Source organism: Pseudoalteromonas sp. SWXJZ10B (assembly GCF_015864475.1).
Taxonomy (GTDB): domain Bacteria; phylum Pseudomonadota; class Gammaproteobacteria; order Enterobacterales; family Alteromonadaceae; genus Pseudoalteromonas; species Pseudoalteromonas arctica.
Genome location: NZ_JADYXD010000004.1, coordinates 19,695 through 33,842, shown reverse-complemented (window position 1 = coordinate 33,842; position 14,148 = coordinate 19,695). Strand labels below are relative to the sequence as shown.

General features: G+C 39.6%; 11 protein-coding genes. 4 read left to right on the top strand and 7 right to left on the bottom strand.

Going from position 1 to position 14,148, the window contains the following annotated elements; translation table 11 throughout:
* Positions 1 to 120: 120 nt before the first annotated feature.
* The 4 genes from greA to dapB form a co-directional block, all read right to left on the bottom strand.
* A complete protein-coding gene (gene greA / locus I6F54_RS05210) occupies positions 121 to 597 on the bottom strand; it encodes a transcription elongation factor GreA (RefSeq protein WP_010553419.1) in 477 nt (158 codons plus the stop codon).
* 48 nt (positions 598 to 645) lie between these two features.
* Positions 646 to 3,864 (bottom strand): carbamoyl-phosphate synthase large subunit, encoded by a 3,219-nt coding sequence (gene carB, locus I6F54_RS05205; RefSeq protein ID WP_121955296.1) that lies wholly within the window; start codon positions 3,862 to 3,864, stop codon positions 646 to 648.
* A gap of 16 nt (positions 3,865 to 3,880) precedes the next feature.
* The gene (gene carA, locus I6F54_RS05200; RefSeq protein ID WP_197140097.1) at positions 3,881 to 5,017 is read right to left on the bottom strand and encodes a glutamine-hydrolyzing carbamoyl-phosphate synthase small subunit; all 1,137 of its coding nucleotides are present in this window, start codon (positions 5,015 to 5,017) and stop codon (positions 3,881 to 3,883) included.
* Between the two features lie 362 nt (positions 5,018 to 5,379).
* Positions 5,380 to 6,183: a 4-hydroxy-tetrahydrodipicolinate reductase gene (gene dapB, locus I6F54_RS05195; protein ID WP_165741050.1), complete on the bottom strand. Its 804-nt coding sequence runs from the start codon at positions 6,181 to 6,183 to the stop codon at positions 5,380 to 5,382.
* Positions 6,184 to 6,546: 363 nt separating this feature from the next.
* Between dapB and I6F54_RS05190 the strand changes: the two genes are divergently transcribed.
* From I6F54_RS05190 to I6F54_RS05180, 3 genes are all read left to right on the top strand, one after another.
* Positions 6,547 to 7,860, top strand: coding sequence for a Na+/H+ antiporter NhaC family protein (locus I6F54_RS05190; protein WP_165728273.1), 1,314 nt, complete (start codon positions 6,547 to 6,549; stop codon positions 7,858 to 7,860).
* A 133-nt stretch (positions 7,861 to 7,993) separates the two neighbouring features.
* On the top strand, positions 7,994 to 8,782 hold the full coding sequence (locus tag I6F54_RS05185; protein ID WP_197140088.1) for a nucleoside-binding protein: 789 nt from the start codon (positions 7,994 to 7,996) through the stop codon (positions 8,780 to 8,782).
* Between the two features lie 174 nt (positions 8,783 to 8,956).
* Positions 8,957 to 9,973 carry an alpha/beta fold hydrolase gene (locus I6F54_RS05180; RefSeq protein WP_197140086.1) on the top strand — a complete coding sequence of 339 codons (1,017 nt, stop codon included), beginning with the start codon at positions 8,957 to 8,959 and terminating at the stop codon, positions 9,971 to 9,973.
* 234 nt (positions 9,974 to 10,207) lie between these two features.
* Here the strand turns inward: I6F54_RS05180 and I6F54_RS05175 are convergent, their stop codons facing one another.
* A complete protein-coding gene (locus I6F54_RS05175; RefSeq protein ID WP_010553413.1) occupies positions 10,208 to 11,005 on the bottom strand; it encodes a M48 family metallopeptidase in 798 nt (265 codons plus the stop codon).
* A 197-nt stretch (positions 11,006 to 11,202) separates the two neighbouring features.
* On the opposite strand from I6F54_RS05175, the gene I6F54_RS05170 reads away from it, so the two are divergent.
* The gene (locus I6F54_RS05170) at positions 11,203 to 12,405 is read left to right on the top strand and encodes a Bcr/CflA family efflux MFS transporter (protein ID WP_197140084.1); all 1,203 of its coding nucleotides are present in this window, start codon (positions 11,203 to 11,205) and stop codon (positions 12,403 to 12,405) included.
* A 34-nt stretch (positions 12,406 to 12,439) separates the two neighbouring features.
* On the opposite strand, the gene grpE is transcribed toward I6F54_RS05170, so the two are convergent.
* Together grpE and I6F54_RS05160 are read right to left on the bottom strand one after the other, a co-directional pair.
* The gene (gene grpE, locus I6F54_RS05165) at positions 12,440 to 13,051 is read right to left on the bottom strand and encodes a nucleotide exchange factor GrpE (protein ID WP_007375833.1); all 612 of its coding nucleotides are present in this window, start codon (positions 13,049 to 13,051) and stop codon (positions 12,440 to 12,442) included.
* 58 nt (positions 13,052 to 13,109) lie between these two features.
* Positions 13,110 to 14,075 carry an HrcA family transcriptional regulator gene (locus I6F54_RS05160; RefSeq protein WP_165728238.1) on the bottom strand — a complete coding sequence of 322 codons (966 nt, stop codon included), beginning with the start codon at positions 14,073 to 14,075 and terminating at the stop codon, positions 13,110 to 13,112.
* Positions 14,076 to 14,148: the final 73 nt, after the last annotated feature.

Here is a 14,148-nt window from a genome sequence, read left to right as displayed (position 1 = left end):
ATATTTATAGAATATGAATACTGTACAAACACGCCTACCATTAAAGGTTAAATTACAGACATAAAAAAACCGATGTAATTACATCGGTTTTTATTTAAAAACGTTAAAGTGAGTTATGCGTTAAAGATACTCAACTTCAATGATTTCGAACTCAACAATACCTTTTGGCGTTTGAATAGACACTGCGTCGTCCATTTGTTTACCAATTAAGCCACGTGCAATCGGTGAGTTAACAGATATTAAGTTGTTTTTAATATTTGCTTCGTCATCGCCCACAATACGGTATTTTACTTCAGCATCGGTTTCTATATTTACAATAGTTACCGTAGTGCCAAAAATAACTCTACCGGTATTTGGCATTTTAGTTACGTCGATAATTTGAACATTTGAAAGTTTAGCTTCAATTTCTTGAATACGCCCTTCACAAAAACCCTGTTGCTCACGCGCAGCGTGGTATTCAGCGTTTTCTTTTAAGTCACCATGTTCACGTGCAACCGCAATATCACTTACGATTTTAGGACGGGTAACTGTTTTTAATTCGTTAAGCTCTTTACGCAGTAAATCTGCGCCACGAACTGTCATCGGAATTGATTGCATACTTTTCTCACTTAACACCAAGGCCCTAGTTGGCCTTGGCACATTTCCTTAGTTCAATCGCAGATGTAGCTCTTGAACTGACGTCACTTTGCTGCGGTCATCTGCTTTATTAGCAGTACAGTTAGCGAATGCCGCGTTCAAGGTTGTCGTATAGTTGGTTTTATTTTGCAATGCACCACGACGTAACACCTTCGAATCTTCGATCGCTTGGCGACCTTCGGTGGTATTAACGATATAGCTGTACTCTTTATTCTTGATATAATCAAGAATATGCGGGCGGCCTTCATATACTTTGTTTACACGTCGTACTTCAATGCCAGCTTCTTCAAGAGCTTGTGCCGTGCCACCAGTTGCGTCAAGTTCAAAACCTAAGTCGGTCATGATTTTGGCTAATTCAACAATACGTGGCTTATCGCTATTACGAACAGATAATAGCGCGCGACCACCGCGTGGTAAAGTGTTGCTTGCACCTAATTGTGCTTTTGCGAATGCTTCGGCGAAAGTATCACCAACACCCATCACTTCACCTGTTGAACGCATCTCAGGACCACGGATTGGATCCACACCCTGAAACTTAGCAAATGGTAAAACAACTTCTTTAACGCTGTAGTAAGGAGGGATCACTTCTTTAGTAATACCTTGGCTCGCTAAAGACTGCCCAGCCATACAACGTGCAGCTACTTTTGCAAGCGCCACACCGGTTGCTTTTGATACAAACGGTACAGTACGTGCAGCACGCGGGTTAACTTCGATTAAGTACACTTTGTCTTCTTTAACTGCAAACTGTGTATTCATCAAGCCAACAACACCAAGTTCAAGCGCCATGTCGGTTACTTGCTTGCGCATTACATCTTGCACTTCTTGTGATAAAGAATGTGCTGGTAATGAACAGGCTGAGTCACCCGAGTGAACACCCGCTTGCTCAATGTGCTCCATAATACCGCCGATAATTACTTGCTCGCCGTCACAAATTGCGTCAACGTCAACTTCAATCGCGTTATCTAAGAAACGGTCCAGTAATACAGGTGCTTCGTTTGATGCTTGTACAGCTTCGGTCATGTAGCGACGTAAATCATCTTCGTCGTATACAATTTCCATTGCACGACCACCTAGTACGTACGACGGGCGTACAACTAATGGAAAGCCAATTTCAACTGATTTAAGTAAGGCTTCTTCGGTTGAAGTTACTGTTGCATTTTCTGGCTGAAGTAAGTTTAAACGCTCAACAAGTTGTTGGAAACGTTCGCGGTCTTCTGCACGGTCAATCGCATCAGGTGAAGTACCAATCACTGGTACACCATTCGCTTCAAGCTCACGCGCTAGTTTAAGTGGTGTTTGACCACCATACTGTACGATAACGCCTTTTGGCTTTTCAACACGTACGATTTCGAGTACGTCTTCAAGCGTAATTGGTTCAAAGTATAACCTGTCAGATGTATCGTAATCGGTAGATACCGTTTCAGGGTTACAGTTAACCATAATAGTTTCGTAACCGTCTTCGCGAAGCGCAAGCGAGGCATGTACACAACAGTAATCAAACTCAATACCTTGACCGATACGGTTTGGACCACCACCAATAACCATGATTTTATCACGATCTGTTGGGTTAGCTTCACACTCTTCATCGTAAGTTGAGTACATGTAAGCAGTGTCTGAGCTAAATTCTGCAGCGCACGTATCAACACGTTTGTATACTGGCACGATGTTTAATAAATGACGTTTTTTACGAATTTCAGCTTCAGATACACCTGCAATTTCTGCTATACGCGGATCTGCAAAGCCTTTACGTTTAAGTTTACGTAGGAAGTCAGCATTTAAACCCGCCATGCCTACTTTCGCTATTTTTGCTTCGTCTTTTAAAATGTCTTCTATTTGTACTAAGAACCAGCGGTTAACTTTAGTCAGCTCGTAGACATCATCAACGCTCATGCCATGGCGCATTGCATCGGCAATGTACCAAATACGCTCAGCGCCTGGCTCGCGTAGTTCGCGGATGATTTTTTCTTTTGCTTTAGGGTCATCAAGCGCAACTATTGGGTTAAAACCTGTAGCGCCTACTTCAAGACCGCGTAATGCTTTGTGTAGTGACTCTTGTTGATTACGACCAATTGCCATTACTTCGCCAACTGATTTCATTTGCGTAGTTAAACGGTCGTTTGCACCGGCAAATTTTTCAAAGTTAAAGCGAGGAATTTTTGTAACAACGTAATCGATTGAAGGCTCAAAAGACGCGGGAGTTTTGCCACCAGTAATGTCGTTTTGAAGCTCGTCAAGCGTATAACCTACTGCTAGTTTTGCTGCAATTTTAGCAATTGGGAAACCCGTTGCTTTTGATGCTAATGCAGATGAACGTGATACACGTGGGTTCATCTCAATGATAACCATACGGCCATCTTCAGGATTAATACCAAACTGCACGTTAGAACCGCCAGTTTCTACACCAATTTCACGTAATACTGCCATAGAGGCGTTACGCATAATTTGGTATTCTTTGTCGGTTAGCGTTTGCGCTGGTGCAACGGTGATTGAATCGCCAGTGTGAACACCCATAGGGTCAAAGTTTTCAATGGTACAAACAATAATACAGTTGTCGTTTTTATCACGTACAACTTCTGTTTCGTACTCTTTCCAACCAATCAGTGATTCATCAATTAGTAATTCGTTCGTTGGCGATAAATCTAAGCCACGTTCACAAATTTCTTCAAACTCTTCTAAGTTATACGCTACACCGCCACCGGTGCCGCCCATAGTAAAAGAAGGCCTGATAATACATGGTAAACCAATGCGCGTTATGATGTCTTTGGCTTCATCCATAGAGTGAGCAATCTCAGCACGAGGACATTCAAGACCAATATTTTTCATTGCTACGTCAAAGCGTTCACGGTTTTCTGCTTTGTCGATTGCATCAGCCGTTGCACCAATTAGTTCAACACCATGTTTAGCCAATACACCGTGCTTGTCTAGTTCAAGCGCACAGTTTAATGCCGTTTGACCACCCATTGTAGGCAGTACTGCATCTGGCTTTTCTTTTTCAATAATTTTTTCTACCACTTCCCAGTGAATTGGTTCGATGTATGTTGCATCGGCCATATCAGGGTCGGTCATGATAGTTGCAGGGTTTGAGTTAACTAATATAACTCTGTAGCCTTCTTCTCTAAGTGCTTTACACGCTTGAGCACCAGAGTAGTCAAATTCACAAGCTTGACCAATTACAATTGGGCCTGCGCCTAAGATAAGAATGCTTTTTATGTCGGTACGTTTTGGCATTATTACTCCAGTTAAATTAGTGTTTACGCGCTTGCATCAAATCGATGAAGTGGTCAAATAATGGGGCTGCATCGTGCGGACCAGGGCTTGCTTCAGGGTGACCCTGGAAGCTAAACGCAGGTTTATCTGTACGATGAATACCTTGAAGCGTTCCGTCAAATAACGATTTGTGCGTGGCACGAAGCGTACTTGGCAGGCTTGACTCTTGCGCAGCAAAACCATGGTTTTGAGCTGTGATCATAACTACATCGCGGTCTAGGTCTTTAACTGGGTGGTTAGCGCCGTGGTGGCCAAATTTCATTTTTTCTGTTTTAGCACCTGAGGCAAGGGCTAATAACTGATGACCTAAACAGATACCAAAAATTGGTGTGTCGGTTTCTAAAAAGGTTTTAATTGCATCAATAGCGTAAGTACATGGCTCAGGATCGCCAGGGCCATTAGATAGGAAGATACCATCAGGGTTTAAAGCCAGTACGTCAGCGGCAGAGGTTTGCGCTGGTACTACTGTAAGTTTACAACCACGGTCTACAAGCATACGTAAAATATTACGCTTTACACCGAAGTCGTAGGCAACAACATGAAACTTTTCATCAGCAGCATCAAGAGTTTTAAATCCTTCGCCTAATGTCCAGCTTGATTCGCGCCACTCAAAATTTTCCTTGGTTGAGACAACTTTTGCTAAATCCATACCTTTTAAGCCTGGGAAGGCTTGCGCGGCTTGTAGCGCTTTACTTTCGTCTAGCTCGTCGCCAGCAATAATACACCCGTTTTGTGCGCCTTTATCACGCAAAATTCGAGTTAACTTTCTGGTGTCGATGTCCGCAATACCTAAAATATTACGTTCTTTTAAGTAATCATCTAACGATTGCTCGTTACGAAAATTACTTGCTAGCAGTGGCAAATCACGGATCACTAGGCCTTTAGCCCAAATTTGATTCGCTTCTTCGTCTTCGCTGTTGGTACCCGTATTACCGATATGTGGGTACGTCAAAGTTACGATTTGTTCCGCGTATGATGGATCAGTCAAAATTTCTTGATAACCAGTCATAGACGTATTGAATACTACTTCACCGACTGACATGCCGTCAGCGCCGATTGCAGTACCGCGAAACACTGTGCCGTCTTCTAGGACTAACAGAGCGGATTTAGTCAAGTTAAACCTCCTAACAGTAAAAAACGGGAGTAAGCAATTGCTTAACACCCCGCCAATACCCAGAGGGATCGTCAAAACTAGATTTTCGTGAGCTTAAATAGTTTTACGCAGTCTTAAATGATGCCGATATAAAACGCTAAACCTTCAATCATTTTTTCTTGCCTAAAACTATTTTTATTCCCACTGAAACCCAGGATTTACTAGCCATTTGGGTATAATTGGAAACACGCATTTAGTAATTTTTGGCAAATTGGCTGCATATTACATGAAGTTGCTATTTAGGTCTAACACTTTTTAGTAAATTGTTACAAACAAGTCACTGTAGGTGAAATTAGACCCAAACAGTTAAAAAAGTAACTAAACTACTTAAGATCTAGCACATCTTGCATATCATAAAGTCCTGCAGGTTTGTTTCTCAACCAGCTTGCAGCCCTTACAGCACCTAGAGCGAACGTCATTCTTGAACTTGCTTTATGGGTTAATTCAAGCCTTTCGCCCATTGTAGCGAAGTATGCAGTGTGTTCACCTACTATATCGCCCCCTCTTAGTACCGAATAACCAATCTCATTTTGCGATTTAGCTGTTTCCACTTGGCTGCGGTTGTATACAGCAACTTCGTCGTGATCCCAGCCTTTAGCTTGTGCAATTGATTCACCAATGGCGAGTGCTGTGCCTGATGGTGCATCTATTTTATGACGATGATGCGCTTCAAATATTTCGATATCTAAGTCGTCACCAAACTTAGTTGCCGCTGTTTGTACTAGGTTTAATAGTACATTTACGCCAACACTGTAGTTTCGGGCAAATACAATTGGAATATGTTTGGCTGCATCGTGTAGTAGCACCATATCCTCGGTTGTTAAACCCGTTGTACCAATAACCATAGGAATTTTTTGTGCTACAGCGGTTTTTAAATGATTTTTCATACCTGCAGGAAGCGTAAAGTCGATTAAAACATCTACATTATCTATTGTGGTTTCTTCGCTAAAGCTAACACTGTTGTCGGCTGCGCTATTTACTTGATTTACATTAATGCCTAATAACGATGAACTACCACGAACGTATGCACCTGTAAGTTGTGTTTGCTCTTTAATTGTCGCTGCTTCTAATAGAGCTAAGCCCATTCTGCCATTAGCACCAAAAACGCCTATTCGATTTGTAGTCATTGTTTTTACCTAATTTAATTTAAATCCATTTTTTACTAATCTGAGTATATATCCGAAGCATTGCAAATACGCGCTTGGGCATTTTTATGCAGTTGGACAAATATTAATCGCTGAAAATAGCGTTACTTTGTAGATATTATCTAAAAGTCATGCAATAGTCAGGTGACCTTTTAATTTAATAATAATAACAATACCAGTTTACTTTAGCCATCTATACATTTAAACTTCTCTTTCGCGTCGATTTGGTCTTTGGCTTGCGGGCGCTGCGGTCTTCTTAATTAATAAAATAAGAGTGACTCGCTAAATTCAGCTAAAAGAGGAGTTTTTGGCTGTTGTATTACTAAACTGTTTACGAGGAATATGATGCAGCCATCATTTAATAAAAACAAAGCTATACTTTCTTTACTTCCCCTACTGACCTTTGTAGCACTATTTTTAGGCTCTGGTTTGTACTTGCAATCGCAAGGGGTTGATTACGCTTTTTATCAACTTCCTGCTCCAGTAGCTATACTACCCGCCATTATGCTTGCGTTTATTTTAAACAAAGGCACGGTAAACGAATGCGTTGAGACCTTTATTAAAGGTGCTGGGCACAATAATATTATAACCATGTGTTTAATCTACTTACTTGCAGGTGCGTTTTCAGCCGTGGCTAGTGCAACCGGCGGTGTTGACGCGGTAGTAAATGCAGGTTTATCACTTATTCCTCCCGCTTTGTTGCTCCCAGGATTATTTTTAATTGCTGCTGTTGTATCTACAGCTATGGGAACGTCAATGGGTACTATTGGTGCTATTGGCCCTATTGCTTATGCGGTGTCTATTAAAACAGGTATAGATCCAGCATTAATGGCAGGTACGATTGTATCAGGCGCTATGTTTGGCGATAACTTATCAATTATTTCAGACACGACTATTGCAGCCACACGTACACAGGGCTGTGAAATGAAAGATAAGTTTAAAGAAAATCTTAAAATTGCAGTCCCTGCTGCAATACTAACTATTGGCTTGTTGTTTTATTTAACACCCGCAGCGCAAGTTGTTGAAACCAAGGATTACGATATTTGGTTAGTACTTCCGTATGCCTTTATTTTAGTGTTAGCAGTTGCTGGCCTAAACGTATTTGTAGTGTTGTTTAGCGGTATTATTTTTGCTGCATTAATGGGCTTTACAGGAAGCTATGAAGGCGCAAGCTTTGTAAAAGATATTTACAAAGGCTTTACCGATATGCAGGAAATATTTTTACTATCAATGTTTATTGGTGGCTTATCTGAATTCATTCGTATTAATGGTGGCCTTGATTACATTGCTCAAAAAATTCAAGCAATTACTAAAATCATTGCTAAATGGCACCGTAAAGTGGCCGACCAATTAGGTATTGCAGCACTCGTTATGACAAGTAATATGTGTATTGCTAATAACACCGTATCTATTATTGTTGCTGGTCCTATTGCTAAAAAGCTTGCTGACGACGGTGAAATAACCGGTAAACGCTCTGCAAGTTTGCTTGATATATTTGCTTGTGTAACGCAAGGCTCACTGCCTTATGGCGCTCAAGCACTATTGTTAGGTGCAACCTTTAAAATTAGTCCGTGGGAAGTATCAACGTCTTCTTATTACTGCTTTATTTTAGCCTTTACTGCAATTGCTATTATTTGTTTACGTCGTAATAAAGCATAATAAATTGATTTAGTGCATGTTGCAGCTTATTAAGTAGGCTGCAACATGTGTTAAATTAGCGATCAACAAATCAATCTCTTCTGCTATAATCTTCGCTTCCGCGTGTCACTAAAATTATAGTTATTAAACAGTTATGAAATTTAAAAAATTACTCCCTTTTATTACCCTTACTTCTCTTGCTTTATCATCATCTGCTTTTGCTGCCAATTGGAGCAGTACAGCAGTACATATAAATAATGGTAGCCAAAAAAATCCATTTTCTAAGCAAGAGTCTGATACTACTGTGTATTCAATCCAACATGCCTCTGGTTATGACTACGGCGATAACTTCTTTTTTATTGATTACAGTAAAGACGATACAACTGATGGCTACCAAGATAGTGACTTTTATGGGGAGTGGTACTCAACCGTTAGCTTGTCTGCCATTACTGGTAAGCAAATTGGCTCTGGCGCATTATTAGATGTTGGCTTAACGGGCGGTATTAACGCTGCTGGTGATGCAAAAGTAATGAAGTATCTACCAGGTGTAAAATTAAGCTGGGATGTACCTGGGTTTAACTTTTTTCAAACTTTAGTAACTGCCTACATTGATGACAGTGAAGGTGTGGCTAAAGGCGGCGCACCTATTGAAACAAATAGCTGGATGCTTGATGTAGCGTTTGAATACCCTTTTACTATTGGCTCGCAAAAGTTTAGCTTTAAAGGCCACGCTGAATACATCGCAGAGCGTGAAGATGAATTTGGCAACGATGTAGAAGCTTGGATACTCGCACAGCCTATTTTAGTGTGGGATATGGGCCATGCCATGCAAATGAAAGAAAACACCTTACTGCTGGGTATGGAGCTTCAGTACTGGCACAATAAACTAGGTACTGAAGTTACTGAATCGGTTCCGCAAATACATGTTGAGTGGACTTTTTAAACACCTCGTATCCATTTTAAATAATATGAATTTTAAGCGGAGCTATACTTTTAGCTCCGCTTTTTTGGTTAACCTAAAACATTCAATTGAACAGGTTTAAATACTTAGTTATTGTTGTACTTCTTTTTAAGCCAACTTTTAAGCCAAGCGCTCGCCTTTAACAGGAGTTACAGAATGTCGTCGATTAAAGTGATTTGTTTTTCTACTTTATTGTTGCTAACCAATAATGCCTTAGCTGGCACTTCTCAAGATACATCCGCCCTTTCTTATGATGCACTTTTAAGTAATTACCAGTATGATTTTAAAGTAAATTACTTTGCACTTGAGTCGCAAAAGCAATCACTAAAAATGGCTTATATTTACTTAAAGCCAACTAAAGCCGATATGCCTGTTGTTACACTTATGCATGGCAAAAATTTTAATGCTGACTACTGGACTACCACTGCGCAATACCTACAATCTTTAGGCTATGGGGTATTAATTCCTGATCAAATTGGTTTTGGCAAGTCGTCTAAGCCAACTAATTACCAGTATTCGTTTGCGACGCTTGCTCATCATACTCACGCGTTAATAGATTCTCTTAATATTAAAGAGTCGATTGTACTTGGGCACTCTATGGGTGGGATGCTAGCGAGTCGTTTTGCATTAATGTACCCAAACGCCACTAAAAAGCTAATTTTATTAAACCCTATTGGGCTTGAAAACTACTTGCAGTATGTTGATTACAAAGATACTAATTTTTTCTATAAAAACGAGCTTTCAAAAACACCGGAAGGCGTTAAACGTTATCAGCAAAAAAATTACTACGATGGTAAGTGGAATACAACATATTCAGCCTTAACTGACTTTATAACAGGGCAAATACAAGGCCCAGATAAAGAACAAATGGCATGGGTGAATGCAAAAACATACGATATGATTTTCACTCAACCTGTAATAACCGAATTTAAAGATTTAACTGTGCCAGTTAAATTAATTATTGGTACACGCGATAGAACCGGTCCAGGCCGTAACTGGAAAAAAGAGGATGTTGATTACGAGCTTGGTCGATACGATAAATTAGGCAAACACGCTGCAACACTTATTCCTGACGCACAATTATTCGAACTAGATAACTTAGGGCACCTGCCGCACATTGAAGATTTTGAACGCTTTAAAAATGTATTACAAAAGGCGCTTACAACTAAATAGAAGTGAGTGCTGAATATAAAAACCCCTGTAAGTAATTACTCACAGGGGTTTTTATTTAGTAATTAAACTAAATTATACCAATCTGCTTATATATGGGGTCTATTTAACGTTAAGAAAATTACGCTAGAACTAGGCAAAAATTTTTGTATCTAGTTGTTCTAAATAAAAAATTTTTAACGACGTTATAGTGCAATTTAATTCGTTAAATTGATCAAAGATTTATGCAGGTTGGTATTACAACTTACATTGTGGGTTTTTACCCTGTGCTTTAGCTGTACTTTGCTCACTAAGTGCTTTACTCATTTGTGCTTGTAAGTCTTTAATACGACTGCTTGGCGCTGGGTGAGTTGATAAAAACTCAGGTGTTGTACCACTACCTGCTGCACTCATATTTTGCCAAAGGGTTACTGATTCTTGTGGATTAAAGCCTGCTTCAGCCATTAAATCTAAGCCAATTTCATCAGCTTCTGACTCGTGCGAACGGCTAAATGGCAAAACAACACCATACTGTGCGCCTAAGCCTAGACCCTGCATAATTTCATTACGGTATTGAATGTTACCCATTTCAAGTGCTGCACTACCAAGTTGCATACCGGTATCTAAAATAGAGCTTTGTGAAACACGTTCATTAGAATGCTCAGCAATTACGTGCCCTACTTCGTGCCCTAGCACTGTTGCTAGTTGGTCTTGATTGGTGGCTATTTTTAATAAGCCCGTATGCACCCCAATGTAACCACCAGGTAGTGCAAATGCATTAGCAGATTCATCTTCAAATACAACTACTTCCCAATTTTGCGACGCGTATTCTTTTGGTAATACAGCCACTACTTTTTCAGCAATGCAATTTACATATGCATTTGTTTTTGCATCTTTATTAATTGGTTGGCTTTTTTTCATATCTGCAAAACTAGCAGTGCCCATTTCACTCATTTGTTGATCTGAGTAAAGCGCTATTTGAGTGCGTCCTGTTGGTGACGTTTTGCAACCGACTAAAACGGCTGTCGCTAATACTGCAAGTACTAGTTTTTTCATGATAATTCTCTTAAGTAATGAATTTTTTATTGCTTGTAGAATAGCAAACACAGTACCAATTTAAAATATTTGCTTTATATACCTTTATATTAAAAAGATACGATGAGACGATAAACTTAGCAGGCAAACTAAGTTTATCCAAATACAATGCCCTGTTACACTATAGCCCTTGTTTTTAGTGATTGTTGAGTTTACACATGGACGCCTCAGCCTCGTCTTTTAATACCCGTATTTTATTGCCTTTATTAGCCAGTATCGTGGCGATTACTCCTTTGGCTATTGATATGTATTTGCCCGCCATGCTGGTAATTGCAAGCGATTTACAAACTAATATGCCAAATGTACAAATATCGTTGAGTATTTACTTAGCGGGTTATTCATTGGGGATGTTATTTTTTGGCCCTATTGCCGATCAAATTGGCCGCCGTAAGCTCGCACGTATTGGCTTAACCCTATTTGGCGCAAGCTCACTTGCACTCGCATTTACAACCGAAATCCATGCGTTTTGGACACTTAGAGCGGTGCAAGCATTTACAGGAGCTGCGGCAACCGTAGTCGTACCGGGTATTATTCGTCATATTTATCAGCAAAATACGGCTAAAGGAATGTCGTATGTATCAATGATTATGATGGTAGCACCGTTAGTAGCTCCCTCTGTTGGCTCATTTATTTTAGGCTTTTCTGTTTGGTCGAGTATATTTTTAGTACTTGCTGGATATAGCTTTTTAATATTGGCGTTTGTACAAGTGTATTTAATCGATATACCTATTCATAAAAATGAGAAAAAAGGCCTCGCGTTATTTTTTGATAGCTATAAAACAGTGCTAAGTAATAAAGATGCCCGTGCCGACATACTCAGTTCTATGTTTGTATCGTTCGGCTTTTTTTGCTTTTTAACCTCAGTGCCTTTTATTTATTTAGATTTATATAAAGTGTCAGAACAGTTATTTGGTGTGTTATTTGCGTTTAATGTAATGGCGCTTATGTTTGGTAACTTTTTAAATACGCGAATTGTACCAAGGCTGGGCTCTCGAAAAATGCTCTATATTGGGCTTGTATGTGGGTTTGTATCGGGGCTTGCGCTGTTAACATTTAGCTTATTGCACTTATCACTTTATTATATTGTGGCTGCTATTGCGCCATTAATGATGAGTTTAGGTGTCACTGCAAGTAATGCTGATTCGCTAATATTAATGAAGTTTGAAAGAAACACAGGTACAGCAACGGCCGTAATTGGCACACTTCGTTTTGGTAGTGGTGCATTAGTTGGCCCGTTACTCGCCATTATGCATGCAAAAAGCGCAGTACCATTTTCAAGTTTAATGTTTAGTGCTGTGTTACTCACTATGCTCGTACAGCTAATTCACTATAAAAAAGACAAAAAAAATGCCTCAATATGAGGCATTTTTATCAAAGCTAATAACCTTAAATTAATTAAGCGTCTGCAGCTTTAGAAACCATAACCATTGCAGGGCGTAATAAACGACCATTCAATGTGTAACCTTTTTGCATAACAGCAAGTACTGTATTAGGTGTTACATCGTTACTTGGTTGAATTGACATTGCTTGATGAAAATCTGGATTAAACTGCTCACCTTGTGGGTTTACAATTTCAACACCAAATTTAGAAACAGCGTCATTAAAGCTCTTAACCGTCATATCGATACCTTCAAGCAACGGCTTTAGTGTCTCATTTTCTTTATCAGAAAATTCAATAGCACGTTCAAGGTTATCAATTACAGGTAGTAATTCGTTAGCAAATTTTTCTAGTGCAAATTTATGCGCTTTTTCTACATCTTGTGCTGCACGACGACGAATATTATCTACATCTGCTGCGGCACGAACAACACCGTCTTTTTGATCAGCAATTGTTTGCTTTGCAGCTTCAAGCTCTGCATATAACATCGCAATTTCTGCTTCAGGGCTTTGTTCTTGTTCTGCATGCTGATCAGCGGCTTCTACTGCTGCTTCTACATCAGCCTGCATTTTAGAAATTTCTTCGTTTAATTCTACTTCTTGCTCAGGGTTTTGTGTCTGCTCAGACATAAAATACGTGCTCCAATTCTTTACAACTGCGGTAATTATGGGGATTGAATAAAAAGATTCAAGAGTTAGATACCTCAATTAATTTAAATTCTTGAATTATTTCTTCAATCTGCGCTGATTTAGGACAAATTATACAAAAACGGCTTTGATATTCTTGATTTTTAAAGTACGGCACGCTTATTACAATTAATTCATCGCACTCAGTAAAAGGTAATTTTTCGCTATTAAGTACCGATACACCATTTTTAAAAGCAAGCTTATCTTCTACATAATTTAAAAACGAAACACCAATATTTAAACTTTGTTCGCAGTCTATTTGTTTGTAGAGGTAATTTTCACCAACAACAATACTATTATCTGAGCCTAATTTTTGGCTTAGTTGTCGCGTCCATTGATTAAGCGAATCATGACAATTTCGAGGCGCTGTATTTGCCATAGCTTGCATACGGTACAAACCTTCCATTAAGGTTTGTTGGCTAAATACAGTGTTCAACCAAGTGGCAAATTGATAACGAACAGAGTCTGACGAATCATGAGGTTTATCAATACAAATATTGTGACTCTGCCCTGCCCTATCTATTAATAAAATAAGCCAGTCGGTAGAATCAAAATCAAGCACTTCTACTCTAAACACTTGCTGTGAACTGGCTTGAGGTAAACCAACACAACAACATACTTGGTATTTTTGGCTCAAACCATGCGCTAGCTCAACGAGTTGTGACTGCTGTGGTTGCCAATAATTAGCAATATCAGCAAGCACAAAAAATTCGTCAAACCAATAATCAAACCCTTCATTTGTCGGCACTCGCCCTGCGGATGTATGAGGTGAATACAATAAGCCCACTTTTTCTAAGCGAGCCATAGCATTACGAACCGTAGCCGAACACACAGCCATGCCTTTGAGCTTGGCAATTTTTGTTGATGGAACAGGCAAGCCTTCACCATTACAGTACATGTTCATAACAGCTGAAAAAATTTGCTGATCTCGTGGGTTTAGTTTCATGGTATCTACATCTTGTTGCATGAAAGAGATATCGGGGCGTTTAGTTCTTTTTCAAGTCGTGCGGCTAACTCACAGTGAATAAAACTGATGGTTT

Bases quoted from the DNA above. Each gene is read 5' to 3' on its own strand.
- greA (WP_010553419.1), bottom strand. From the start codon at position 597: ATGCAATCAATTCCGATGACAGTTCGTGGCGCAGATTTACTGCGTAAA.
- carB (WP_121955296.1), bottom strand. From the start codon at position 3,864: ATGCCAAAACGTACCGACATAAAAAGCATTCTTATCTTAGGCGCAGGC.
- dapB (WP_165741050.1), bottom strand. From the start codon at position 6,183: ATGACTACAAATCGAATAGGCGTTTTTGGTGCTAATGGCAGAATGGGC.
- I6F54_RS05190 (WP_165728273.1), top strand. From the start codon at position 6,547: ATGCAGCCATCATTTAATAAAAACAAAGCTATACTTTCTTTACTTCCC.
- I6F54_RS05185 (WP_197140088.1), top strand. From the start codon at position 7,994: ATGAAATTTAAAAAATTACTCCCTTTTATTACCCTTACTTCTCTTGCT.
- I6F54_RS05180 (WP_197140086.1), top strand. From the start codon at position 8,957: ATGTCGTCGATTAAAGTGATTTGTTTTTCTACTTTATTGTTGCTAACC.
- I6F54_RS05175 (WP_010553413.1), bottom strand. From the start codon at position 11,005: ATGAAAAAACTAGTACTTGCAGTATTAGCGACAGCCGTTTTAGTCGGT.
- I6F54_RS05170 (WP_197140084.1), top strand. From the start codon at position 11,203: ATGGACGCCTCAGCCTCGTCTTTTAATACCCGTATTTTATTGCCTTTA.
- grpE (WP_007375833.1), bottom strand. From the start codon at position 13,051: ATGTCTGAGCAGACACAAAACCCTGAGCAAGAAGTAGAATTAAACGAA.
- I6F54_RS05160 (WP_165728238.1), bottom strand. From the start codon at position 14,075: ATGCAACAAGATGTAGATACCATGAAACTAAACCCACGAGATCAGCAA.